Here is a 25,733-nt window from a genome sequence, read left to right as displayed (position 1 = left end):
GCAGCCATGCTAGCAAAGCCCAGGCATTATCCCGACGGTAGCGCAGAGAGTTCTCCAGTCGCCTGTTTTTGTCTACGCTGAGAAACAATGATCAGATGCCAGCGCGGCCTGTAGTTGCTGACAAAACATTGCTACCAGCGCGCGCGGGCGTGCAGACTGACGTACCACCAGGTAGCTGTAATAATCATCCATCTGCCAGTCAGGCAGCAGGCGAACCAGCTGCCGCTGCTGTTGCGCTTCGTGAGTGATATAGCAGGGAAGATAAGCAATACCGGCTCCGGCAATGGCTGCGCTGAGCAGCGCCTCGCTGTTATTGATGCGAAAACGGCTATGAACATCAATATTGAGCTTCTGCTTGCCCTGGCGAAACGGCAAAGAGAGAGTATGCGCTGCACCACGAAAAAGCAGATAGTCATGGCGCGGCAGCTGCTGCGGATGGCTGACAGGCGTTTGCGCTACAGGATAATCGGGGGCGGCGAACAGTCCCCATTCAATTTGCGTAAGCTGATGAAAATTCGCAGCCGGCGGCGTCTGCCCGACGACAACCGCCAAATCGTAGCGTTCCTGTTGCAAATCCACGGGCCGATCGGTCAGATCAAGATCGACCTGCACATGAATATGCTGCGCAACAAACGCATTGAGCGACGGCACGATACAGCGTCGGCCAAAGTTAACTGGCGCAATAATGCTGAGATTACCGGCGGGCTGTTGATGATAATCGCGAATAAACGCATCGGCGCCCTGCACTTCCTGCAGGGCGCGTGCGCAAAATTGATACCAGGCGCGTCCCACTTCGGTGACCACCATACGCCGGGTTGTCCGCTCCAGTAGCTTAACGCCAAGCCGGATTTCCAGTTGCGCGATCTCTTTGCTGATAAAAGATTTTGACAGGCCAAGGCTATTTGCCGCCTCGGTGAAACTCTGGGTTTCCACCACACGGGCAAACACCATCATTGCGGTAATATTTTCAAGCGGTTGCATAAGGTTCCCCGTCAGCATGTGACGGACAGCCTGACAAAAAGAAGGGGAAAATACCAGTGGGAGAAAACAAGTAAAATTAAGCCGCCCGCAGGCGGCTCAGGAGAGGCTTACTGTTTCGGCGTAAGGTTTTGCGCGTCGTCAGTTAATTGCTGTGACCCCAGTTCTGCCCCGGTGGTAGGATCAATGTCCGGGTTAGAACGGGTACGCAGCGCCATGCTTTCAAGCATGGCTTTTTCCTGCTCCGACAGCATCACTGATGCCAGACCGTCGCCGCCGTCAACCGCTGGCTGAGGATTCGCGACGTAATCAAAGTTCTCATCCGAGTTCCAGCTACCGCGTACATCACCGCCTTCAGACATATTGAAGTAAGTATTGGCATACTTCTCAATCGGCGGCAGTTTGCCTGGCGGGAAGTTGTTACGAATCGAATAGAGCGCTTTCTCAAAAGAGATCTGGTGCGCCACTTCGCGCGTCATCAGGAAGCCCAGCGCATCTTTTACGCCTGGATCGTCCGTCAGGTTGATCAGTCGTTCATAGATGATTTTTGCACGCGCTTCTGCGGCGATATTGGAGCGCAGGTCGGCGGTGACTTCGCCGATGGTATCAATATAGGCTGCGGTCCAGGGTACGCCAGCAGAGTTTGTCAGCGGCGGCCCACCACCGTATAACAACGCAGTGATATGACTATCGTTACCGTTGCCGGTTAATGAACGATAAAGCTCAGCTTCCTGTTCGGTTCCTTCAGCCAGCGCGCCTTTTGCGCCTTTGTTCAGCATCCCTACCAGAGAACCGATAATCTCAAGATGGCTCAGCTCTTCCGTTGCGATATCCAGGAGCATATCTTTGCGTCCGGCATCGTCATCGCCCAGACCCTGGGTAAAATAACGGCAGGCGGCGGCAAGCTCACCCTGGGGACCACCAAACTGTTCAAGCAGCAGGTTTGCCAACCCTGGGTTAGGTTCAGCTACACGTACCGTGTACTGCAATTGTTTGACATGTCTAAACATTGCTCACTCCTTTATAGAGGTTGCCAACGCTGGCAACCTCGATGCAGTGAAATGCCATTGCTGGCTTTGATATTATTTTTTTGCTTCGGTATCTGGCTGTGCAGAACGCACCATAAACTGCTCGGTAACATCAGGCAGATGGTTCAGTGCCCAGTCAGCCATTGCTTTTTCCTGCTCGCGGATTTGCTCAAATACGCGTGCACCTTCGCTATCGCCAGCCAGTTCAGCGGCGGCAATCAGTGAGGTGTAGCAGGCAATTTCAAACTGTTCGAAGACGTAGCCGCTGATTGCGCCTTTCACAACTTCATCAGAGGCGAACATGCCGCCTACCGCCTGGCCCATCGCCGCCACTTTCCCCATCATGTCTTTCATGGTGGAGTTAGAGGTATCCTGGCGATCGATAACCTGTTGCAGCATTTGCTGCTGCTGACGTGTTTCTTCGATATGTTGCTGAAGACGTGCTTTAAGATCGGGATAATGCTCCAGGCGCGAAGTCATTTTTTCCAGCATTTCTTCTGCTTGTTTTTCCATTGCATGCGCGTCACGCAACCAGCTGAGATAGTTTTCCTGATAAGTCATACTTTCACCTCATGATAAGTGAGTCAGAAAATAAGCCCAACGTAAACAATAAACGTAACGTCAGAATTATCTCTTTCATATTGTTCACCGATAAAAGTTCGGAGAACCTTAAAATCCATACTTAAAAAGCGTAGGCAGCGAAACAGCAATTAACAACCCTAACGCAAAAAAAATTTGCGTTATGTTTTTGTTAATGCGCTATAAAGCAGAAACTGGCGATATTCAGATTAGTGCTATAAATAAAGATCGGAAAATGAGAAACCCCCGACAGTTATAGAAAACGTGTCGGGGGTTGAAAATGATGGGATCAGCCAGATAACCGGTTAGCTGCCAGAGGGACGACCACCGCCATGGCTGTTTTGGCCGCCTTTTTTACCGGCTTCGGAAGCTTTTTCACGGTCATTTTTGAAATTACCGCCGCTATGCTGACCGCCTTTTTTACCGGCTTCTGATGCTTTCTCACGATCTTCTGCGAAATTACCAGGATTGCCACGATGTTCAGTCATAATATTCCTCCTCGTTATTTCATAAATAATATTCTTATCCACTACCCGGGTAATGGAAAAGAATATTCGTGACTACGGTTATAAATTTAGTCAACACATTGCGGAACGCAAATGGTAAGCGCAGCGGTAATAAATGGTTGAAAAGAAAAAGAACGGCCCTGTGAATCGTCGGATTTGAAAGATTTAATTACAATCGGATGCAAATATTAAATAAACGTGAGACGTAAACAGGCGAAGCGGTAATAAGAACCTGCTCTGCTGTAGTCTTATGGAAGATAAGTAAACCGGAACGTAATTTTCGTGCAGGCCAGTCTCTACTGACCTGAGTTATTCGCGGCACTTTTGACGGAACTCGCCAGGCGTCATGCCGTAGTGACGAACAAAGGTTTTGTGAAAAGTATCATGTGAAGAAAAACCATGCTGTACCGCGACATATTCAATGGTGACATTCGCCTCTACCAGCATGCGAGCTGAGGCGACCAGGCGCTTTTCGCGGCAGAACGCTGCCAGCGTTTTCCCGGTTACCGCATGAAAGTAACGCTGAAGATACCATTTTGAATAGCCCGTTTTTTCAGCGCAGTCATCTACGGTAATGCGTCGATGGGGATTGCTCTCAATCCAGCGCATCAGTTCACGAATAACGCCATAGGTGAACATCTTTTCACTTGCCGCGCTTACGCTCATGTTTCTCTCCCTTTACCGTGCGGACGCATCTGGCTGCAATTCCAGCCGAATAAGGTGAAGCAAATTGCAGCGTAGCACCTCTTCATCACCATCAATGACGTTGTGCATAGCCAGTAAATCCTGTCCCAGAACCAGCGCAATCAAACGCCAGGCGGTAGCAGATGACGTATCATGGCAACGCAAATGGTTATGTTCGATGACATTGCTGAGCATGCTGTGCCACAGGTTTAGCGCATAGACAAAGATTTCGTGCAGTGCGCGATCCTGATGCGCCAGTACCGACACTTCACGCCAGATTTCTATATCGCGCGTTTTTTTATTACAGGCACCCAGTAGCGCGAGTACGGCGTCGATACCACTTGATGCTTCGCTAGCTGCTTTATGCTCCGTGGATTTCTCATGCACAATGGCCAGGAATGCCTGACACTTTAGCTGACTCAACGAAGCGAAATGACGGTTGATATGCCCTACAGCTGCCCCGCTCGCTTGCGCAACTTTGCGTGCGGTAACCGCAGCGTATCCTTCGCTTTTCATCACTTTTATGGCGGCATTCAGTAACAGTTCTGCCCGCACGTCCGCTTTTAAATATCCCATTCCTTTGTCCTGCAATGTTTAGCTGGCGGCCAGTGTGCATCTTTTTGAACACACGTTCAATAATTTTCCTGAACATGCGTTCAAAACAATATGACATATCCTTACATATCTCTTACAACAACCACATTACAGCTAATCGTTTGCGTGCCATACGAAAGCGATTGCTTACTATTGAAAACGCTCTGTATGACGGAATTTTTAAACATACAACGTTTGTTCGTGATCTGCATCACAAAACAGCTGAACCAAAATGAAACAAACTTTGACAAACGTGAGCAATATCTATTTTCTATCCGCAGGATACAGGCAACCTATGCGGGCTGCCGCGACGTACCCGTACGTCTTCCCCGGAGTGGCATATAACAACACCTTTCCGTCCAGCAATGGGCACTGATTCGCGGCCTTCTCTGACTCAGCAGAGAGGCCATTAAGCATGTGGTAACCAATGAAAAATAAAATGTTGATGGCAGGCGCGCTGTTGGCAGCGTCATACAGCGTCACTTCTCAGGCGCAAACCAGCGATGCAACCTATGTTTCTGACTGGTGGCATCAGAGCGTTAACGTAGTGGGCAGCAATCACACCCGCTTTGGGCCGCATCTGAATAACGACGTCTATCTGGAATATGAAGCCTTTGCCCATAAAGACTGGTTTGATTTTTATGGCTACCTGGATATTCCTAATTTCTTCGGCGCGGCAAACAGCTATCAGCAAGGCATTTGGGACAACGGTTCGCCGCTGTTCCTGGAAATTGAACCACGCTTTTCTATTGATAAGCTGACCGGCACCGACCTGAGCTTCGGTCCTTTCAAAGAGTGGTATTTTGCCAATAACTACGTTTACGACATGGGCCGGGACAGCAATAACCGTCAGAACACCTGGTATATGGGTCTGGGAACGGATATCGATACCCATACCAAACTGGGCCTGTCGCTTAACGTCTACGCCAAATATCAGTGGGAAAACTATGGTGCGGCGAATGAAAACAGCTGGGACGGCTACCGCTTCAAGGTGAAATACTTCCTGCCGATCACCACGCTGTGGGGCGGCAACCTGAGCTATATCGGCTTTACCAACTTTGACTGGGGCTCCGATCTGGCTGATAAAACGCCGGGCGCTTCCCGCGCCAGCAACTCTATCGCCTCCAGCCATATTCTGGCGCTGGGCTACGATCACTGGCACTACTCGGTGGTGGCGCGTTACTTCCATAACGGCGGTCAGTGGGCGGATGGTGCCAATCTGAACTTTGGCGACGGTCCGTTTGAAGTGAAATCTACCGGCTGGGGCTACTATCTGGTCGTGGGTTATAACTTCTGATAGCAAGCAGGGCCGGAGTTGAATCTCTGGCCCTGTCGCCTGAAAGACAAAAAAGCCAGCCATCTTTACGGAGGCTGGCTTTTTGCTTACTTAGCCCAGCATTTCACGGACAAAGTTTTCAATCTCTTTATCCTGGCAGTTCTCAAAGAAACACTGCTGGAAACGCTGACCGCTGACCGCTGTTTTCACCAGTTCAGGATCGATCGCGCGCAGCGTATCAAGGTAGTTATCTTTCACCACTGCCGCTTTGACCTGATTAAGGATACCGGCGTTGCGCACCTGTGGCTCTTTACGCTCCGGCGGATAGCCCTGGCCTTTTTCGCCGCTAAAGGCTTTTTCAAAGATAAAGCGCAGGTTAAGTTCCGCACCCCAGCCGAAACCCTTGGCGAAAGGCAGCGCCAGCGCGTTACCGTTATTAATCTGGGCAAACAGATAGGCATCCGCCGGATCGATACAGTAACCACAGGCGACGCCTGGATGAATATTCAGCGACATCAGTGCTCCCTGGCCAGTACCACAACCAGCGATAACAAAATCCACAGCTTTTGAGTTCAGCAGAATGCTGGCCATAATACCCAGGTGAATATAGGTCAGATGATGATCCTGCTCATCGCTCATGCCCACGTTAAATACCGGGTAATCCAGACCGTTAGCAACCTGCTGCAGTTCTTTTAGCACCACGGCGTTTTTCGCCGCCTGGCTGTTCTCCATCATCAGAGCAATTTTCATCGTTTATCCTCTTATTACCTGGCTGGTTATCTGCCGGTGGTATGTATTCATAATTATGAAACAGTGTTTCATAATTTAATATTAGCTGTTCCTTATAAAGATCGCTTTAACTTTTTGCTGTGACGGTTTTCACATTCCTGGGTTCAGGTCCCTTTTTCACTTACTTTTGCGAACCCACGCGCATTTAGCTGCCGCCAGAAAAATTGTGTGATCTTTCTTACATTTTCTTCAGGCTGCGCTCGGCAACCGCCACGAACCGGGTATGCTCTCACGAATGTGAAACAGCGTTTCATTTTCTATTAACCCCTGGCGGGAGGAAAAAGCTATGGCAAAGGGGAGTCGGCTACATCTGCCCTTCTATCGTTTTCAGGATGAGAAGACCGGTGCGGAAATGGTGCGCTTAACGCCGCCAGAGGTGTTATGCCACCGCAACTATTTCTACCAGAAGTGCTTTTTCAATGACGGCAGCAAGCTGCTGTTTGCCGGTGAGTTTGATGGTCATCGCAACTACTACCTGCTTGATTTAAAGCAGCAGCAGGCCACTCAGCTCACGGAAGGTGCTGGCGATAATACCTTTGGCGGCTTTCTCTCGCCCGACGATCGCTATCTTTTCTACGTTAAAAACGAGCGCCAGCTATGCCGTGTCGATCTGGACACCTATCAAGAGGTCACCATTTACACCGTGCCACAGGCGTGGGTAGGCTATGGCACCTGGGTTGCCAATAGCGATTGTACCAGCCTGGTTGGCATTGAAATCGATCGCAAAGACTGGGAACCGCTCAGCGACTGGCAGGTGTTTAAAACCTTTTTTGAAAAAAATCCGCACTGCCGCCTGCTGCGCGTCGATTTACGCACCGGTGAAGCGGAAACCATTCTGGAGCAGCGTCTGTGGCTGGGCCATCCTATCTATCGTCCTTACGATGACCATACCGTCGCCTTTTGCCATGAAGGGCCGCACGATCGGGTTGATGCCCGTATGTGGCTGATTGACGAGGATGGCGACAACATGCGCAAGGTAAAAGCTCATGCGCCTGGCGAAAGCTGTACCCATGAGTTTTGGGTGCCCGATGGATCAGCGCTGATCTATGTCTCCTATCATAAAGATCGTCCCGATCGTGAGATCTGCCGCTACGATCCGGTAACGCAGCATAATGAAGTTTTAATGACCATGCCCGCCTGCTCGCATTTGATGAGTAATCACAACGGCACGCTGCTGGTAGGAGACGGTTCAGGTACACCGGTGGATGTGCAGGATACCAAAGGCTACACCATTGAAAACGATCCGATGCTGTGGCTGTTTGATGTGGAAACGCGCCGCCATCGTGCGCTGGCAGCGCATAACAGTTCGTGGCGCGTGCTGGACGGCGATCGTCAGGTGACCCACCCGCATCCATCGTTCACCCCGGACAATCGTCAGGTGCTGTTTACCTCTGATTATGAAGGGCAGCCCGCGCTTTACCTGGCTGCCATCCGCGACGATTTTTTCGATCAACCCGCAGATAATGGATAACGGTATGTTTATTTTCAGAGAGCAGACTCAGATTGAAGATCTGGGCAATGGCGTGACGCGGCGCATCCTGGCGCATGGCGGCGGCATGATGGCGGTGGAAGTGACATTTGAAAAAGATGCGGTTGGCCCGCTGCATCATCACCCGCATGAGCAGCTCACCTACGTGCTGTCAGGCCGCTTCGCGTTTACCATTGATGGCGAAACTCATGAGGTCAGCGCTGGCGATACGCTCTATAAAAAGCCGGATGTGGTGCATGGCTGCGTCTGCCTGGAGCCGGGCGTGCTGCTGGATACCTTTACGCCACAGCGGGAAGATTTCCTTTCGTAATCACGCGCTGCAAAAAATAACGGCGGCGGATCCGGTTAAAGATGCGCCGCCGTGCGATTACTGCTCAGGCTTAATGTTCAGCCTGCGGCAGTTTTTCAATATCAATATTGCCCTGCTGCCCGGAAACAAATGACGTTTTCCGTACGTCGGCCACATCCTGTGCGGTGACCGGCTTCGCGGCCTGGTTGCCCCAGCTGGTGCGAATAAAGTTCACCACGTCGGCCACCTGCCGATCGTTCAGACGCCAGCCAAAGCCCGGCATCACTACCGTACTTGGTGCACCCTGTACGCCCGGCAAGGTGCTGCCGGTCAGTACGATGTGGATCAGCGAGGTCGGATCGTCCGCCAGCACCACCGGATTGCCGCGCAGCGCCGGGAAGAAACGCTTATAGCCACGGCCATCGGTACGGTGACAGGCGGCACAGCTATCAACATATTCCGCCGCGCCCGCTTTGCTGTCGTCGCCTTTCCACAGCGCCTGTGCCACCGCGTCATCCGGCTGGAAGCCGGTTTGCGAAGGATCTTTCGCGCCTAACGATTTCAGATAGCGCGCTATCGCCCTGATATCTTCGTCGCTCAGATACTGCAGGCTATGCTCTACCACTTCCGTCATGCCACCGAAGGCCGCCGTATCGTCATTGCGACCGGTGCGCAGGAATTGCACCAGATCGTCCTCACTCCAGCGCCCCAGGCCGTCACGGTTATCGCCACGCAGGTTGCTGGCGGTCCAGCCATCAATCGGCGCGTTGCTGCCGGCAAGGTAATCGCTGCCTTTCTCATCGCTCAGCGCTTTCTCCTGCATGGTAATGCTGCGCGGCGTGTGGCAGGCGCCGCAGTGCCCCAGCCCCTCCACCAGATAACGTCCGCGCGCCAGTTCCCGATCTTCGCCCGATTTCGGCTGGAACGCCTTCACGTCCGGCGCGAAAAGCGTACGCCACACAGAGAGCGGCCAGCGCATAGACAGCGGCCAGGGAATATCGCTCTCTTTATTCTGCTGCACCACCGGCGCCACGCCATGCATAAAGTAAGCGTACAGCGCCTGCATATCCTCATCGCTTACCACCGCGTAGGAGGGATAAGGCATGGCCGGGTAGAGCGTATCGCCATTTTTCGCGATGCCGTGACGTACCGCTTTCTGGAAATCGTCATAGCTGTAGCTGCCGATACCGCTTTCCTTATCGGGCGTGATATTGGTGGAATAAATGGTGCCGATCGGCGTTTCCATCGGCAGGCCACCCGCAAAGGGTTTGCCATCTTTGCTGGTGTGACAGGCGACACAGTCGCCTGCGCGCGCCAGATACTCGCCGCGTTTGATCAAATCCCCGCCCTGGTTATCAGCCGCCATTGCGCCAGCAGCCGCCGTCATCAGGCACAGCGCCAGTAATACCTTTTTCATCGCCATCATCCTTATGCCTGCACCAGCGGTCCGGGGTTTTTCAGATACTGTTCACGAATCGCCCTGGCTGACCAGTAAGTCAGCGCGGCGACCATGCCGGTTGGGTTATAGCCCAGCCCCTGCGGGAAAGCGGACGCGCCCGGCACAAAAACGTTCGGCACATCCCAGCTTTGCAGATAGCGGTTCACCGCGCTGGTTTGCGGATCTTCGCCCATGATGGCGCCGCCGTTCATATGCGTGGTCTGATAAACCGTGGTATCGAAATGAGTGCCCTGCACTTTTGGCGCGCCGATGATCTCTTTTGGATTCATCGCCTCGGCAATTTTGCGCATTTTGCCATGCATAAACTGCGACATTTTGATGTCGTTGTCCTGCCAGTCAAAGGTCATGCGCAGCAGCGGCTGACCAAAGGCATCCTTATAGTTCGGGTCCAGATCGAGATAGTTGGTGCGGTAAGACTGATGCGCGCCGTGCGCATCCATAGAAACGTGGTGCGTATAGTGATCGGCCACTGCCGCTTTCCACTTGCTGCCCCAGCCAGGCGTGCCCTGCGGCACCGGCAAGCCGGAAATCGGCTTCACGCCCGCCTGGTTAACCCAGAAAGGCGATCCGCCGACAAAGCCATATTTACCATGGTCAAAGTTATCGGCGTTGAAATCGTCCACGCCGACGCCCGCACCGCCTGCACCGATAAAGTTATTGGTATGTACATCCTTGCCGAAGAACGCTTTGATGGTAGAGATGTTCTGATAGGCAAAGTTACGTCCCACCACGCCTTCGTTGGTGATCGGGTTGTACGGCTTACCGATGCCGGAAAGCAGCATCAGGTGCACGTTATGGAACTGGAAGGCGGAAAGGATCACCAGATCTGCCGGCTGCTCAACCTCGCGGCCCTGTGCATCGACATAGGTTACGCCGGTGGCACGTTTTTTATCGTCAGTCAGATTAACGCGCAACACATGCGAATTATCACGCAGCTCAAACTTTGGCTCCTGACGCAGCGCTGGCCAGATGTTGACGTTCGGCGAAGCCTTGGAATACATGTAGCAGGCGTAGCCGCTACAGTAACCGCAGAAGTTACACGGGCCCATCTGTGCGCCGTAGGGATTGGTGTAAGGCGCGGAGGTATTCGCCGAAGGCAGATCGTAAGGGTGATAGCCCACAGACTCAGCCGCTTTAGCAAACAGCTGCGCGGAATAAGTGCGTTTCTGCGGCGGCAGCGGGAAATCGTCCGAGCGATCGGGGGCAAACGGGTTACCACGGCCCTGTCCGACCACTTTGCCTTTGATACTCCAGGCCGAGCCGGAGGTACCAAACACTTTTTCCGCCTTATCGAAGAACGGTTCCAGTTCGTCGTAACTTACGCCGAAGTCCTGAATCGTCATCCCTTCCGGAATAAAGTTCTTGCCGTAACGCTCTTCATAGTGGCTGCGCATCCGCAGTTCCATGGGATCGACGCGGAAATGCACGCCCGACCAGTGAAGGCCAGCGCCGCCGGTGCCGGTGCCGGGTAAAAACGCCGCCAGCTGACGATAGGGCTGTGCGGTCTGGGAAGGGTTGTGACGAATGGTCACGGTGCTTTTCGACAGATCCTGGAACAGCTTTTTACGAACGTTATAGGTCAGTTCATCAATTACCTGCGGGTAAGCGCCATCCGGGTAAGTATCGCGGTGCGGACCGCGTTCCAGCGCCACGACCTGCAATCCTGCTTCCGTGAGTTCTTTCGCCATAATCGACCCGGCCCAGCCGAAGCCGACAATCACCGCGTCTACTTTTTTCATCTGGTTTGCCATGCTTATGCTCTTTCTCCACGAATCGATACCGCCGGGAAGGGATAACGCTCGCCGCGCTCCACCCAGTCCATAAAGTCAGCGCGTGCGCCCGGGAAGCCGATCAGCTTCCAGCCCACCATGTGCTGATTGCCGCCGTGCAGCGGATCGCAGAAAAAGCCTTCGCGGGTATTTTGCAGAAGATAAGCAAAGAAAATTTTTGCTGGCAGCTGTTTAAAGCTGGCCTTGTTGCTTTCAAAGTCGCTCAGCAGCGCGTCCTGCTGCGCTGGCGACAGTGCGGCAAAGGCTTTGCCATGCTGCTGTTTCGCCCAGGCGTCCGCTTCTGCAATGCCAAGGCGATAAATCTGTTGCGGTACCAGCGGCAGCTGATAGCCCAGCTCTTTCGGCGCATCAGGATCGAACGGTCCCTGCATATACCAGTTATTGCCGGTGGCATATGGCGTGTTCATTTGTCGATCAATGAATTCTGGAACGCCAGCTTCCAGCGCGCCGGGGCCCCGTTCGTCAGCCGGAATTAGCCGGGCGACCGCCGCCTTAATAAAGGCAAACTCCTCAGCAGAAAACCAGACGGGCTGATAATCACGAGCGGTTTGCGGCCCGGCCAGCGGCGCACTATCGGTAGCCTGCGCGCTGTTGCTGAGTCCAAGTGATGCGATCCCGGTGGTGCCCATCGCCACGGCAGGCGCCAGGGTGATGGTTTTCAGGAGAAAATCTCTCCTTGAAGTGCTTGTTTTGTTTTGCGACATGACATTGCCTTAGCGCTCGTTGCTAACGGCGCAACTGTTGATCCTGGTCGTTATTTTAATTATCAGTAACTGAAGGGTTTTTCCGGCAGTAAATGCTTTGTTACCGGTAACAAAGGCGCGCATTGTAACAGTTATTTTGTAAAATCTTTAGCTTCAAAAAACAAAACACCACAATTTTTTTAACATTAAGCTGACATCTCGCTTGCGCTGCCGCGCTCAGTAAAAGCCCCTCTGTAACGGCTGGTCACAACCCTCCACAGACGATTAACATTGCGCAGGCTATAACAGAGCCATCCTTACTGTGGAGTGCTTATGTTTAGCTGTTTTTTCCCCCGACCTGTGCTGTTTTTCAGCACCGCGACGCTGTTCAGCCTGATAGCGATCGTGTTCTGGTTTACCGAGGCCAGTCAGCTGGTATTTCATCTGGCGACGTTCGCCGCTTATGCCAGTCAGCCGCTGCCGGATAATGCCTGGCGCTTTGTTCAGCCCGGTGAGCTGTGGTTTTATCTCTATTTCGCCCTGACAACGGCGCTGTTTGCCGCAGGCTGGTTTATTTTTAGCCCTCATCCATGGCAGCGCTGGTCAGTGTTGGGTTCAGCGCTGATTCTGTTTATGACCTGGTTTGATGTGCAGGTTGGCGTGGCGATTAACGCCTGGTACGGCCCGTTTTATGATTTAATTCAGCGCGCTCTGAGCAAGGCGGGATCGGTATCGCTTGCGGCTTTTTATCAACAAATTAGCGCTTTCCTTAGCATTGCGCTGATAGCGGTGGTCATCGGCGTGCTTAATGCTTTTTTTATCAGCCACTGGGTATTCCGCTGGCGCACCGCGATGAACAACCGCTATATGGCACACTGGTCGCAGCTGCGTCACGTTGAGGGGGCCGCACAGCGCGTACAGGATGACACCATGCGCTTTTCCGGCACGCTGGAATCCTGGGGTGTGGGCCTGATTCAGGCCATTATGACGCTGGTAGCATTTTTACCGGTGCTGGTCACCCTGTCGAAGCATGTCAAAAGCGTTCCGCTGCTGGGCGCAATGCCCTGGGGACTGGTGGTAGCGGCGTTAATGTGGTCGCTGTTTGGCACCGTATTGCTGGCACTGGTGGGGATCAAGCTGCCGGGTCTGGAATTTCGTAATCAACGAGTGGAAGCCGCCTGGCGTAAAGAGCTGGTTTATGGCGAGGACGATCCTCAACGTGCCGCCCCACCCACGGTGAAAGAGTTGTTTAGCCGGGTACGCTATAACTATTTTCGCCTGTGGTTTCATTACCTTTATTTCAATGTTATCCGCATTCTTTATCTGCAGGTTGATAATGTTTTTGGCGTATTCATTCTGTTTCCGGCGATTATTGCTGGCACCCTGACGTTGGGTTTGCTGCAGCAAATCACCAATGTTTTCGATCAGGTGCGCGCCTCTTTCCAGTATCTGATTACCTCCTGGTCGACGCTGGTATCCCTGATGTCCATTTACAAACGGCTGCGTAGCTTCGAGCACATTATCGAAGGCGAAACCATAGAGGCAAAACTCACGGAGTGATTGCGTGCTCAGCGCTATCGCTGGCTGTACGAAAATGGCAGGCTCAGCGTTGAAATGGCAGAAAACGCTCAGGACATGGAAAATATCAATCTGGCACTGGCGCTACGGGCCACGCCGCAGCGCCAGTATGTTACTCAAGTGGCGGCACGCCTGGCAGAGCGCACCGAACCACGCAGCGTTAATTAAACGCAGCGAACACGCGCTCAACGGCGTATGCGCCCGGGTCTTTAACGCCGTTCAAACTCTCCTGATTCAGATAGGAAGAGCGTCCCGCTTTCGCCGCGCTCATGCTGGCCGTTGATTCTGCGCCCTGATGTGCGGCAGCGGCGGCCTCGCTCAGCCCTTTGCCCTCTACCAGCGCCTGTAACGCCGGTTCCAGCGCATCAATTAACGTGCGATCGCCAATGCGGGCACCACCATAATGTTTCATACGCTCCAGCCCGGCCATCAGCGCCTGCGGCAAAGGTTTGCCCTCTTCCAGCTGCTGTCCGGCGGCAGTGAACATAATCGACATCAGCACGCCGCTGGAACCGCCCATCACCACCGCCAGCTGTTCACCCACCAGCGTCAGCAAACGTGCAGGTTCATTAAAAGGTAATATCTGTTGCTGGCTGGCCTGCAGGATCTTACGTGCGCCTGCTGCGAAAGTAGAACCGGTGTCGCCATCGCCCACTTTGGCATCCAGCTTATTCAGCTCGCTTTCGAGATCCACCAGCGTTTGACACACGTTGTCCACCACGCGCTGTACGGTGGCGTTTGCAGAGGGCTGTGCCTGCGGCGGACGTTTAATCTCTTCGCCCTTTATTGTTGACGGCGTAGCTACCTGTTGCAGCGGCTGCCAGCCGCTGGCTTCTACCGGCGCCTGCAGCGCGCGCAGCCGTTCCTCATCCAGCAACAGCGTGGTCAGGGAAAAACCCTTCATATCCAGCGAGCTGACCAGCGTTGCCGGGCCAATCAGGTGACTCAGCCGGTTTGCCAGCGGTGACCGTAGCGCCTCCCTCGCCAGTACGCCTGACTCCAGCATCGAGAAACCGCCGAGGTTGTTGATCAGCAGCAGCGCCTGTTTCTCGTTCGGCACCTTTTCTGCCAGTTTTTCCATCATGATCTGCACGATTTCACGACTGTTCTGCGTTTTGAGCGTTGTTACACCTGGTTCGCCATGAATGCCCATGCCCAGTTCGCTTTCCCCTTCCGCTACGCGATTGTCCTGCGGCTCACCGGGAATATGGCAGGTGGCAAACGCCAGCCCTATGCTGGCAGTATCCGCAATAGCCTGTTGAGCGCGCTGCGTGACCTCTTCCAGCGAAGCACCCTGTTCAGCGTAGTAACCGGCCAGCTTATGAATCAACACGGTTCCGGCCAGGCCGCGCGGCTGAGGATTGTCGGGTAGCGCAATGTCGTCTTTAACGATAGCCAGTTCGACTTTGTAGCACAGCGCACGCGCTTTCTCGGCTGCCAGACCAAAATTCAGGCGGTCACCGGTATAGTTTTTTACGATCAGCAAACAGCCCGCTTCGCCAGTAACATTAATAATCGCGCTAAGCACAGCATCGACGCTGGGCGAGGCGAAAACATCGCCGCATACGGCGGCGGTCAGCATGCCTTTGCCCACAAAGCCTACGTGCGCAGGCTCATGACCGGAGCCACCGCCGGAAATCAGCGCCACCTTGCGCTTATCCCAGTCGCTGCGCACTACCACACGAATACCTTCTCCGGCATCAAGCCGGCTCAGGTTATGGAAAGGCGAGGTGATTAACGCACCTTCGATCGCTTCGTTCACCAGTTCGCTTTTTTCGTTCATGAAAAACTGACTCATGGTTTCCTCTCTGTGTTGTTTCGCCCAGACGCAGCGGCGCAAAGCTTAACTGTAGTTGAAGCTGTCAGAGATTCGATAGCGAATATCAGTTACGCAGGCGCATGCGGAGATTAATTATGGGAAAACATGAATTGCCGGGCTCATCGCCCGGCGAAAGGGTTAGCGAAAAACGCTGATCGCTTCGACCAGTCGCGTGGCCTGGCGCGTCATGCGGCCTGATGCTTCAGCCCCTTCCAGAACACGCGCGGCGTTTTGATGCGTAATATCGTCCAGATTTTCTACCGCCTGGCTTACCTCGCTCAGAGCGGTCGCCTGCTCCGCCGTGGCGGCGCTAATCTGCCCAATCAGCGTTGAAACATCCTGCACCCGCGCAACAATTTCCTGCATGGTGCTGCCGGTTTGATTGACCTGCCCGGCGCCGGTTTCCACTCGTTTCACACTGGCTGCCACCAGCGTTTTGATTTCACTGGCGGCTTTGGCGCTACGGCTTGCCAGATTCCGCACTTCACCGGCCACTACCGCAAACCCTTTGCCCTGTTCACCAGCACGCGCCGCCTCAACTGCCGCATTCAGTGCCAGAATATTGGTCTGGAAGGCAATGCTGTCGATAACGCTGATAATACTGGCGATTTTTTTCGCGCTTTCCGCAATTTCGCTCATGGTGTTTATCATTTCATGCATCGACTCTCCGCCCTTTTCTGCCGCCTGACGGGTGTTAATAGAAAGCTGGTTTACCTCTGCTGCGCTCTCTTTATTGCTTTTTACCGTGGAGGTCATCTGGTTCATGGTGGCGGCGGTTTGCTGGACGTTAGCCGCTGCCTGTTCGGTGTGCTGGCTTAGCTCATCATTGCTGCGCGCCATCGCATCGCTGGCGCTCATGACATTGATCGCCTGCCCACTCACATCATCGACCAGCCAGCGAAACATCAGACCAAGCTGACCGATAGCACGCAGCGTGGTGCCGATCTCATCGACCCGATCCATTAAATCAACTTTATGGCTGTTGCCGGTGGCAACGTTGAGCGCCTGCTGACAGACCCGCTCAAGGGGACGGGAAATTTGCTGCTCCAGCCAGACGCTGGCAAGGAAAAGCAGCAAAGCCATGCCGATACTGAATATTCCCAGCGCGCCTGCCGTCACGCCCAGCGCCCAGACGCCAGTGACAGTTAACGGCAGCAGCGCCAGCAGCGCAGAGCGAATGCGCCAACGCAGCGGCATGGTCTTGAATATTGAACGCCAGCGTCGCCAGCCATGGTAAACCAGCAGTCCCTGATGCAGTTTACGGCCCTTGTGATTTCCGCTACGAAAATCGCCGTACAGCGTTTCCGCCTCCTTTATTTCCGCCGCTGAGGGTTTAGTACGCACCGACATATAGCCATGCACAGCATCATTGCGCATCACCGGAATAGCATTGGCCCGTACCCAATAGTGATCGCCGTTTTTACGCCGGTTTTTTACCAGCGCCGACCAGGGCAGCCCCTGCTTCAGCGTGGCCCACATATCGGCAAAGGCTTCGGGCGGCATATCAGGATGCCGCACCATGTTATGCGGCTGACCATTGATCTCTTCCGGTGTAAAGCCGCTAACATCAATAAACGCATCGTTGGCATAGGTTATGTGGCTGTTAAGGTCGGTGGTGGACATCAGCGTTGCGTCATTGCTAAACGCAAACTCCTGATGAGTGACGGGCTGGTTGTTACGCATGAAATCAATTCCTTGAACGGGGGACAAAGTCAGATACAGTGAATAGATTATGTTTTTTTATAGTTTCGGCATCTGGCAGGCGGATCTTTAGCGGAAAAAAAAGCGCTACGCTCCAATACCAGCCCCGTTTCAGGCATGACGGCAGGCACCTGCTGAAAAAAAGCAGCGCAGAGTGGGGTTAATTTCATCCATAAGATTTTATTTAGGGTAAGAGAAGGCGCGTGATTAAAGGGCTAAAAAAGCAGGATGAAGCAGCTAACCTGTTAAACCCTGTGCGTTAGCTGCCCGTAGGAAATTACAGGTTTTGCGCAAGCGCCTGTTTTAGCGCCTGACGAATAAAGCCCTGATTCTGCGCCAGCAGGTGGGTGGCTTCCGCCGCTGAGAGTTGGCCCAGCACCATCAGGATAGCGGTTTTACAGTGGCCGTTACAGTCCGCCAGTGCCACCTGCGCCGCTTCAGCGCTACAGTCGGTCGCCTGCCGGACAATATTAATCTGACGCTGTACCAGCTTCTGATTAGTGGCTTCCACATCCACCATCAGATTACCAAAGACCTTTCCGCTGCGGATCATCGCGCCGGTGGTCAGCATATTCAGCACCAGCTTCTGCGCTGTCCCGGCCTTCATGCGTGATGAGCCGGTTACCACTTCCGGCCCGACAACCGGCGTTAAGGCAATCTGCGACACACGTGCCATCTCGCTGTCAGGGTTGCAGGTCAGCGCTACGGTAACGGCCCCCTGACGTTTGGCGTAATCCAGCGCACCCAGTACATAAGGCGTACGCCCGCTGGCGGCAATGCCAACCAGCACATCCCGTTCGCTAAACTGAATGGCCTGTAAATCCGCCGCGCCCATATCTGCATTATCTTCCGCGTTTTCCACCGCCTGTAAAATGGCTTGATGTCCACCTGCAATCAGCCCGATAACCTGCTCACGCGGCGTACCAAAGGTTGGCGGGCATTCACTTGCATCCAGAATACCCAGGCGTCCTGAGGTACCCGCGCCGCTATAAATCAGGCGGCCTCCACGCTGAAAGGCGGCGGTGATGGCGTCTACCGCCTGCGCTATCTGCGGCACGATCGCCTCGACGGCCAGCGCCACCTTTTTATCTTCATTATTAATAACGCGCAGCATCGCCTCCGTCGCCAGTTCATCAATGTTTTCACTGGCCGGATTGCGGCTTTCGGTGATCATACGTGACAGATCGAGACTCATTGCAACTCCCTTGTATACGCTCATGCAGGAAACCGGTTTAGACGCTCTATAATGAGCAACTCGCCATCAGAATGAAACTGTGCACGGCGGAACGGTTTGCTGTGGGCAAAAAAAACGCCGCCCGGGCATGATGCCGGGGCGGCGTTGAGGCTAACAGCGTGTTAGCGTGCGGTTTGTATCCGCAACTGCTGTTCGTATTCTTTCGCCTGGGCGCTATCAAACTGATCTTCCCACTTGGCGATAACCAGTACCGCCAGCGCATTGCCCACTACGTTCAGCGCGGTACGCGCCATATCCATGATGCGATCGACACCAGCGATAAACGCCAGCCCTTCCAGCGGGATGCCAACGCTGCCCAGCGTCGCCAGCAGTACCACAAACGAGACGCCCGGTACGCCAGCGATGCCTTTTGAAGTCACCATCAGCGTCAGCACCAGCACAATCTCATCCATCAGCGAAAGCTCAATCCCGTAGAGCTGGGCGATAAAAATCGCCGCGATGCTCTGATACAGAGTAGAGCCGTCCAGATTGAAGGAGTAACCGGTTGGCACCACAAAGCTGGTAATGGCTTTCGGCGCGCCGTAGGCTTCCATCTTCTCCATAATACGCGGCAGCACCGTTTCCGAGCTGGAAGTCGAGTAAGAGAGGATCAGCTCATCCTTCAGGATACGCATCAGCGTGGTGATTTTCAGCTTACACATACGCGCTACCGTGCCCAGCACCACGAAGGCGAAAAACAGGATAGCGGCATACACCAGCAGCACCAGCTTCGCCAGCGGCCAGAGCGAGGAGAAACCAAAGTTAGCAATGGTCACGGCAATCAGCGCAAATACGCCAACCGGCGCATAGCGCATGATCATATGCGTGACTTTGAACATGGTCTCCGAAACCGAACGGAACACCTTCACCAGCGGATCGCGATGTTCGGACGGCAGCGATGAAAGCCCCAGACCAAACAGCACCGAGAAGAAGATAATCGGCAGCATATCGCCTTTGGCGATCGCAGCGAAAATATTCTGCGGGATCAGTGACAGAATGGTGACAACAAGACTGTGCGCTCCACTCTGTACCTGTTCGGTAGTGGCTTCATATTTAGAGATATCCACCGTTGCCAGCGTCGACATATCAATGCCGGTGCCAGGCTGAAACACGTTCGCCAGGGTAATCCCTACCACGATGGCAATGGTGGTAATCACTTCAAAGTAGACAATCGTTTTGACGCCGATGCGTCCAAGCTTCTTTGCGTCGCCTACACCAGCAATACCCACCACTAAGGTAGAGATAACAATAGGCACAACAATCATCTTGATCAGATGAATAAAGATATCACCGGCGGGCGAGAGGATATTGGTGATTAACCATTCACGATCCTCAGGCTGGTTATGCAAAATCGCACCAACGATGACACCCAGCACCAATGCAATCAGTATTTGCCAGGCAAGGCTGATTTTAAAACCTTTCATAGTGTTTCATTTCCTTAACAAACCCTGATCCCGCCTGGGAAGCGCGGACGCTGACACATATAAGAGAAAGGGACAAAGTCCGGTAAAATCGAGGGTTATTGATGGTATCGCCCGGAAAAGGGCCGTTGATAAGTACCATTATCAACGGGCGAAAAGCAACCTTTCCGACACGCTGTTTCGTCTGATTATGCTAAGGCAGGATAAATGCCTTTAAGTTATTGATACACTAACTCTATGTTATAAAAAGTAATATAGGCTGCACTTTTAGCATAGCTATGCATTAACGCAGCGATACCGTTTGCTGTTTTTTTCAACAATTCGGCGCGCCATTACCTACACTTAATCAGAAGGCGAAGCCTTATCGTTTTGCCATCAGACTGATAAAAACCCTGCATTTTTCATCGCATTTACTATTCCCGTGATCTGTCGCGCAAAAAGGAAACAAAGCGCTGCTCCTCGCTGTCATTAACCTTTGATTGACATATTATTAACAACTTCAAGGAGATCAGCCATGAGCCAAATAATTAAGCATCCCGTTCCCGCCAATATTGCGGAAAACACCCTGATTAATGCGGAACAGTACCAGGCAATGTACCAACAATCGGTGCAGGACCCCGACGCGTTCTGGGCCGAACAGGGCAAGATTCTGGACTGGATAAAGCCCTACAGCAAAATTAAAAATACCTCTTTTGCCCCCGGAAATATCAGTATTCGCTGGTACGAAGACGGCACGCTGAATTTGGCCGCCAACTGCCTTGACCGGCATCTGCATGAGCGTGGCGATCATCCGGCGATTATCTGGGAAGGCGATGACGCCAGTGAAAGTAAAACCCTGACCTATCGCGATCTACATCGCGAGGTTTGCCGCTTCTCTAACGTTCTTAAAGAACTGAACATTAACAAAGGCGATGTCGTCGCTATCTATATGCCGATGGTGCCCGAAGCGGCGATCGCGATGCTGGCCTGCGCGCGCATCGGTGCGGTGCATTCAGTTATTTTCGGTGGCTTTTCGCCAGAGGCGGTGGCGGGTCGTATTATCGACTCCAGCGCGAAACTGGTGATCACTGCCGATGAGGGTGTGCGCGCAGGCCGCACCATTCCTTTAAAGAGAAATGTTGATGACGCGCTAAAAAATCCGGGCGTTACCACCATTAATCATGTGGTAGTGATGAAGCGCACCGGTAATGAAATTAACTGGCAAAACGGCCGTGACTGCTGGTGGCATGAGTTGATGAACAGCGCCTGCGCCCACCATCAGCCGGAAGAGATGAACGCTGAAGATCCGCTGTTTATCCTTTACACCTCCGGCTCTACCGGCAAGCCGAAAGGCGTGCTGCACACCACCGGCGGATATCTGGTCTATGCCGCCACGACCTTTAAGTATGTGTTTGATTATCATCCGACCGATGTTTACTGGTGTACCGCTGACGTCGGCTGGATCACGGGTCACAGCTATCTGCTTTACGGTCCGCTGGCCTGTGGCGCAACGACGCTGATGTTTGAAGGCGTGCCCAACTGGCCGCAGCCAAGCCGCATGGCGGAGGTGGTTGATAAACATAAGGTCACGCTACTCTATACCGCGCCAACAGCGATCCGCGCCCTGATGGCGGAAGGCGACAAGGCGATTGCCGGTACCAGTCGCGCTTCGCTGCGTATCATGGGATCGGTGGGGGAACCTATTAACCCGGAAGCCTGGGAGTGGTATTACAAAAAAATCGGCGACAGCCGCTGTCCGATAGTGGATACCTGGTGGCAGACCGAAACCGGTGGCTTTATGATCGCTCCCCTGCCCGGCGCTACTGAACTGAAACCGGGATCGGCCACCCGACCTTTCTTTGGCGTTCAGCCTGCGCTGGTAGATAACGAGGGTCATTCACAAGAAGGCGCCTGCGAGGGCAACCTGGTTATCGTTGATTCCTGGCCAGGCCAGGCGCGCACCCTGTTCGGCGATCATGAACGCTTCGAGCAAACCTACTTCTCTACCTTTAAAAATATGTACTTCAGCGGCGACGGCGCGCGACGCGATGAAGATGGCTATTACTGGATAACCGGTCGCGTGGATGATGTGCTGAATGTTTCCGGGCATCGTCTGGGCACCGCTGAAATCGAATCGGCGCTGGTATCCCATGCCAAAATCGCCGAAGCGGCCGTGGTGGGTATTCCTCATTCAATTAAAGGACAGGCGATTTACGCCTATATCACGCTGAACCACGGTGAGGAACCCACGCCGGAGCTTTATGCGGAGGTTCGCAACTGGGTGCGTAAAGAGATTGGGCCTATCGCTACGCCCGACATCCTGCACTGGACTGATTCACTGCCAAAAACCCGCTCCGGTAAGATTATGCGACGTATCCTGCGCAAAATCGCCACGGGCGATACCAGTAACCTGGGCGATACCTCAACGCTTGCCGATCCCGGCGTCGTGGAAAAACTGCTCGAGGAAAAACAGGGGATTACCATGCCATAATCGGCGGGCGGTTCAGGGCCGCCCGGCGTAGTCAGCACGCGACCCGGCGGGTTCTGCCCGCCGGGAAAAAACAGACGTCATAACACGATAAAAAATCCTTTGCGCTTTTCTTACCTCTGGAGACGCTGTAATGAACGACGCTATCTATGCCCGAATAGAGAAGAGTGCGCGCTTTAAACTGCTGGTGCAAAAGCGCCAGCGTTTTGCGCTGCTTCTCACCATTATCATGCTCATCCTGTATGTCGGCTTTATTCTGCTTATCGCCTTCGCGCCCGACTGGCTGGGAACCCCGCTGCATGAAGGCACCAACGTCACGCGCGGTATTCCCATCGGCGTCGGCCTGATTGTGATCTCCTTTCTGCTCACCGGCGTTTATGTCTGGCGCGCCAACGGCGAGTTCGATCGTCTGACCAAACAGATCCTTGATGAGGTGAAATAATGAACGGGCTAAAACGCTTTACGGCGGGGCTCGCTCTGCTGTTTCCGCTGCCGCTGCTGGCTGCCGACGCGCTGACTGGCGCAGTGCAAAAACAGGGAACGAACTACCAGGCGATTATCATGTTTCTGGTGTTTGTCGCCGGTACGCTGGGGATCACCTGGTGGGCGTCGAAACGCACCCGATCGCGCAGCGACTACTATACCGCCGGCGGCAATATTACCGGTTTTCAGAATGGGCTGGCGATCGCCGGCGACTTTATGTCCGCCGCCTCGTTTCTGGGCATCTCCGCGCTGGTCTACACCTCCGGCTATGATGGTCTGATCTACTCGCTGGGCTTCCTGGTCGGCTGGCCGATCATTCTGTTTCTGATTGCCGAACGGCTGCGTAATCTCGGGCGCTATACCTTTGCCGACGTGGCCTCTTACCGCTTACAGCAGAAACCGATCCGCACGCTTTCCGCCTGCGGTTCGCTGGTGGTGGTGGCGCTGTACCTGATTGCCCAGATGGTGGGTGCGGGCAAACTGATCCAGCTGCTGTTTGGCCTGGATTATCACGTTGCCGTGGTACTGGTGGGCATTCTGATGGTGCTCTATGTGCTGTTCGGCGGCATGCTGGCCACCACCTGGGTACAGATTATCAAAGCGGTGCTGCTGCTGTTCGGCGCGTCGTTTATGGCAATTATGGTGATGAAAACGGTCGGTTTCAGCTTCAATACGCTGTTTACCGAAGCGATGGCGGTACATCCTAACGGCCAGGCAATTATGCGTCCCGGCGGGCTGGTAAACGATCCGATTTCAGCCCTGTCGCTGGGGCTGGGACTGATGTTCGGTACCGCCGGGCTGCCACATATCCTGATGCGCTTCTTTACCGTGAGCGATGCCCGCGAGGCGCGTAAAAGCGTGTTCTGGGCCACGGGTTTTATGGGCTACTTCTATTTCCTGACCTTTATTATCGGTTTCGGCGCGATCCTGCTGGTGGGCGCTAACCCGATGTTTAAAGACGCCACCGGTGCGCTAATTGGCGGCAACAACATGGCAGCAGTGCATCTGGCGAATGCGGTCGGCGGCAACACCTTCCTTGGCTTTATTTCTGCGGTGGCGTTCGCCACTATTCTGGCGGTGGTCGCCGGGCTGACGCTGGCAGGCGCCTCTGCGGTTTCGCACGATCTTTATGCCAGCGTATGGCGTAAGGGGCAGGCCAACGAACGCGAGGAGCTACGCGTATCGAAAATCACCGTGCTGGTGCTGGGTGTAGTGGCTATTGCCCTGGGTATTTTGTTTGAGAAGCAGAATATCGCCTTTATGGTGGGGCTGGCCTTTTCTATCGCCGCCAGCTGTAACTTCCCGATTATCCTGCTTTCGATGTACTGGTCGAAGCTAACCACGCGCGGTGCGATGGTGGGCGGCTGGCTGGGTCTGCTGACGGCGGTGATATTAATGATCCTCGGCCCTACCGTGTGGGTTCAGGTGATGGGACATGAATCTCCGGTGTTCCCGTATGAGTATCCGGCGCTGTTCTCGATGCTGGCGGCCTTTATCGGCACCTGGCTGTTCTCTGTCACCGACCATTCGGCGCAAGGCGCGCAGGAGCGTCAGCTTTTCCACTCGCAGTTTGTTCGTTCACAAACCGGGCTGGGTATCGATCAGGGCAAGGCGCACTGATCGTCACGCTCCAACTTTATCATCCTTTACAACAGGGCCTGCGGGCCCTGTTTTTATTCGGCCTCGCCGTTACGCCCGTCTGCTACCGGGCTGCGGCCCACATCAGTTGACCCATTAGCGGCGCGATGAGCACCGTTACCACGCCAGAGAGCATCATGACCAGGCTGGAGACCACGCCTTCCTGCTGCCCCAGTTCATAAGCACGCGCGGTACCGGCACCGTGTGATGCGGCACCAAAACCTGCACCTTTGGCCATGCCCTGCTTTACCGCCAGCCGCAGAAATAGTACGTCGCCGACCGCCATACCGAATACGCCGGTCAGCACCACAAACAGCGCCACCAGATCGGGCTGTCCGCCTACCTGCTTTGCCGCCGCCAGCGCAAAAGGGGTAGTGATGGAGCGTATCGCCAGGCTGCGCTGGATAATTTCCGGCAGCGCCAGCAGACGCGCCAGCCAGACGGAACTGCATACGGCCACCAGCGTGGCGGTTACCACGCCAACCGACAGCGAAAGCCAGTGCTGGCGGATAATGTTCTGGTTTTCATAGACCGGCACCGCAAAGGCCAGGGTCGCCGGGCCAAGTAACCACAGCAGCCAGCGGCTCTCGCTGATATAGTTTTGCCAGGAGATATGCATCACCAGCAGCATGCCTACCAGCAGCAGCGGCGTCAGCACCAGCGGCATCAGCAGCAGTTTGCGCCAGCGGCGGTAGAGTCGTTTATTAAGAAAGTAGATGCATAGCGTGGCGATAAAACAGAGCAGGCTAATAATAAAATTATTCATGGCGCGCCTGCTTACGTTGCGCCAGCCAGATCTCCAGCCGGTAAACTCTGTCCACCACCAGCGCCGTCGCCGCTAACACCATCAGGGTGCTTAGCGCAATCACTACGCAGATACGCCAGCCTTCCGTTTTTAGCAGATCGCCATAGTTGACCACCGCGACCACCGCCGGGACAAAGAACAGCAGCATCTCTGCCAGCAGCCAGTTGCCGCCCGCCCTGACCCATTTCAACGGCATAATGCGCAACGCCAGTAACGCCAGCAGCAGCAGCATGCCAACAATATTGGCGGGTAGCGGCAGATGCAGCCAACTCACCAGCTGCTGCGCGCAAATAAACAGGCCGACATAAATAGCGACCTGTACAGGCACCTGTAAACGTTGCAACCATCCCGTTTTCTGCGGGCTTAAGGCCAGAGCCATAGTGGTTTTCTCCCCTGTTTCTGTGATAGCTGTCAGTATACGGCGCTGGCAAAGGGTGAAAAAA

General features: G+C 54.0%; 24 protein-coding genes. 8 read left to right on the top strand and 16 right to left on the bottom strand.

Translation table 11 applies throughout. From position 1 onward, the window contains the following. Positions 1–72 precede the first annotated feature (72 nt). The 6 genes from B1H58_RS09535 to B1H58_RS09510 form a co-directional block, all read right to left on the bottom strand. Positions 73–981: a LysR family transcriptional regulator gene (locus tag B1H58_RS09535; protein ID WP_085072277.1), complete on the bottom strand. Its 909-nt coding sequence runs from the start codon at positions 979–981 to the stop codon at positions 73–75. 107 nt (positions 982–1,088) lie between these two features. Continuing rightward, on the bottom strand, positions 1,089–1,988 hold the full coding sequence (locus B1H58_RS09530) for a manganese catalase family protein (RefSeq protein WP_085069756.1): 900 nt from the start codon (positions 1,986–1,988) through the stop codon (positions 1,089–1,091). Positions 1,989–2,060: 72 nt separating this feature from the next. After that, entirely contained in the window at positions 2,061–2,567 is a 507-nt protein-coding gene (locus B1H58_RS09525) for a ferritin-like domain-containing protein (RefSeq protein WP_085069754.1), read from the bottom strand. A gap of 323 nt (positions 2,568–2,890) precedes the next feature. Further along, positions 2,891–3,073, bottom strand: coding sequence for a con-10 family general stress protein (locus tag B1H58_RS09520; RefSeq protein WP_085069752.1), 183 nt, complete (start codon positions 3,071–3,073; stop codon positions 2,891–2,893). Positions 3,074–3,400: 327 nt separating this feature from the next. Then, positions 3,401–3,757: a helix-turn-helix domain-containing protein gene (locus B1H58_RS09515; protein ID WP_237172467.1), complete on the bottom strand. Its 357-nt coding sequence runs from the start codon at positions 3,755–3,757 to the stop codon at positions 3,401–3,403. A 12-nt stretch (positions 3,758–3,769) separates the two neighbouring features. Beyond that, on the bottom strand, positions 3,770–4,351 hold the full coding sequence (locus tag B1H58_RS09510; protein ID WP_085069750.1) for a TetR family transcriptional regulator: 582 nt from the start codon (positions 4,349–4,351) through the stop codon (positions 3,770–3,772). A gap of 445 nt (positions 4,352–4,796) precedes the next feature. Here B1H58_RS09510 and B1H58_RS09505 point away from each other — a divergent pair, with 445 nt between their 5' ends. Next, positions 4,797–5,666: a nucleoside-specific channel-forming protein Tsx gene (locus B1H58_RS09505; RefSeq protein WP_085069748.1), complete on the top strand. Its 870-nt coding sequence runs from the start codon at positions 4,797–4,799 to the stop codon at positions 5,664–5,666. 90 nt (positions 5,667–5,756) lie between these two features. Here the strand turns inward: B1H58_RS09505 and B1H58_RS09500 are convergent, their stop codons facing one another. Then, entirely contained in the window at positions 5,757–6,395 is a 639-nt protein-coding gene (locus B1H58_RS09500; protein ID WP_085069746.1) for an RpiB/LacA/LacB family sugar-phosphate isomerase, read from the bottom strand. Between the two features lie 325 nt (positions 6,396–6,720). Between B1H58_RS09500 and B1H58_RS09495 the strand changes: the two genes are divergently transcribed. Then, complete coding sequence (locus B1H58_RS09495) at positions 6,721–7,905, top strand: oligogalacturonate lyase family protein (RefSeq protein ID WP_085069744.1); 1,185 nt, start codon at positions 6,721–6,723, stop codon at positions 7,903–7,905. A gap of 4 nt (positions 7,906–7,909) precedes the next feature. After that, positions 7,910–8,233, top strand: coding sequence for a cupin domain-containing protein (locus B1H58_RS09490; RefSeq protein ID WP_085072275.1), 324 nt, complete (start codon positions 7,910–7,912; stop codon positions 8,231–8,233). A gap of 70 nt (positions 8,234–8,303) precedes the next feature. On the opposite strand, the gene B1H58_RS09485 is transcribed toward B1H58_RS09490, so the two are convergent. The 3 genes from B1H58_RS09485 to B1H58_RS09475 are packed head-to-tail and all read right to left on the bottom strand — an operon-like array spanning position 8,304 to position 12,165. Next, positions 8,304–9,629, bottom strand: a complete 1,326-nt coding sequence (locus tag B1H58_RS09485; RefSeq protein WP_085072274.1) for a c-type cytochrome — start codon at positions 9,627–9,629, stop codon at positions 8,304–8,306. 11 nt (positions 9,630–9,640) lie between these two features. Then, positions 9,641–11,422 (bottom strand): GMC family oxidoreductase, encoded by a 1,782-nt coding sequence (locus B1H58_RS09480; protein ID WP_085069742.1) that lies wholly within the window; start codon positions 11,420–11,422, stop codon positions 9,641–9,643. 2 nt (positions 11,423–11,424) lie between these two features. Continuing rightward, positions 11,425–12,165 (bottom strand): gluconate 2-dehydrogenase subunit 3 family protein, encoded by a 741-nt coding sequence (locus B1H58_RS09475; RefSeq protein ID WP_085069740.1) that lies wholly within the window; start codon positions 12,163–12,165, stop codon positions 11,425–11,427. Positions 12,166–12,477: 312 nt separating this feature from the next. Here B1H58_RS09475 and sbmA point away from each other — a divergent pair, with 312 nt between their 5' ends. Then, entirely contained in the window at positions 12,478–13,704 is a 1,227-nt protein-coding gene (gene sbmA, locus B1H58_RS09470; protein WP_085069738.1) for a peptide antibiotic transporter SbmA, read from the top strand. Positions 13,705–13,758: 54 nt separating this feature from the next. Next, positions 13,759–13,890, top strand: coding sequence for a hypothetical protein (locus B1H58_RS21160; RefSeq protein ID WP_257788822.1), 132 nt, complete (start codon positions 13,759–13,761; stop codon positions 13,888–13,890). Here the strand turns inward: B1H58_RS21160 and B1H58_RS09460 are convergent. From B1H58_RS09460 to gltP, 4 genes are all read right to left on the bottom strand, one after another. Continuing rightward, a complete protein-coding gene (locus B1H58_RS09460; RefSeq protein WP_085069734.1) occupies positions 13,883–15,520 on the bottom strand; it encodes a dihydroxyacetone kinase subunit DhaK in 1,638 nt (545 codons plus the stop codon). The genes B1H58_RS21160 and B1H58_RS09460 overlap by 8 nt on opposite strands. Before the next feature lie 159 nt (positions 15,521–15,679). Further along, positions 15,680–17,224 carry a methyl-accepting chemotaxis protein gene (locus B1H58_RS09455; RefSeq protein WP_085069732.1) on the bottom strand — a complete coding sequence of 515 codons (1,545 nt, stop codon included), beginning with the start codon at positions 17,222–17,224 and terminating at the stop codon, positions 15,680–15,682. Positions 17,225–17,519: 295 nt separating this feature from the next. Next, a complete protein-coding gene (gene murQ, locus B1H58_RS09450) occupies positions 17,520–18,437 on the bottom strand; it encodes an N-acetylmuramic acid 6-phosphate etherase (RefSeq protein ID WP_085069730.1) in 918 nt (305 codons plus the stop codon). 161 nt (positions 18,438–18,598) lie between these two features. Beyond that, positions 18,599–19,900, bottom strand: coding sequence for a glutamate/aspartate:proton symporter GltP (gene gltP / locus B1H58_RS09445; RefSeq protein WP_085069728.1), 1,302 nt, complete (start codon positions 19,898–19,900; stop codon positions 18,599–18,601). Between the two features lie 511 nt (positions 19,901–20,411). Here gltP and acs point away from each other — a divergent pair. From acs to actP, 3 genes are all read left to right on the top strand, one after another. Continuing rightward, positions 20,412–22,367, top strand: a complete 1,956-nt coding sequence (gene acs, locus B1H58_RS09440; RefSeq protein WP_085069727.1) for an acetate--CoA ligase — start codon at positions 20,412–20,414, stop codon at positions 22,365–22,367. A 130-nt stretch (positions 22,368–22,497) separates the two neighbouring features. After that, entirely contained in the window at positions 22,498–22,806 is a 309-nt protein-coding gene (locus B1H58_RS09435) for a DUF485 domain-containing protein (protein WP_085069725.1), read from the top strand. Beyond that, a complete protein-coding gene (actP, locus tag B1H58_RS09430) occupies positions 22,806–24,467 on the top strand; it encodes a cation/acetate symporter ActP (protein ID WP_085069723.1) in 1,662 nt (553 codons plus the stop codon). The genes B1H58_RS09435 and actP overlap by 1 nt, the downstream gene beginning before the upstream one ends. Positions 24,468–24,549: 82 nt before the next feature. On the opposite strand, the gene B1H58_RS09425 is transcribed toward actP, so the two are convergent. Together B1H58_RS09425 and B1H58_RS09420 are read right to left on the bottom strand one after the other, a co-directional pair. Next, positions 24,550–25,251 carry an LrgB family protein gene (locus tag B1H58_RS09425; protein WP_085069721.1) on the bottom strand — a complete coding sequence of 234 codons (702 nt, stop codon included), beginning with the start codon at positions 25,249–25,251 and terminating at the stop codon, positions 24,550–24,552. After that, positions 25,244–25,669, bottom strand: a complete 426-nt coding sequence (locus tag B1H58_RS09420; RefSeq protein WP_085069719.1) for a CidA/LrgA family protein — start codon at positions 25,667–25,669, stop codon at positions 25,244–25,246. The genes B1H58_RS09425 and B1H58_RS09420 overlap by 8 nt, the downstream gene beginning before the upstream one ends. Positions 25,670–25,733: the final 64 nt, after the last annotated feature.

Origin of the sequence: Pantoea alhagi, from assembly GCF_002101395.1 — a bacterium.
Classification (GTDB): Bacteria; Pseudomonadota; Gammaproteobacteria; order Enterobacterales; family Enterobacteriaceae; genus Mixta; species Mixta alhagi.
Note: the sequence above shows the minus strand (reverse complement) of the source record. Positions and strands in the feature narration are given on the sequence as shown.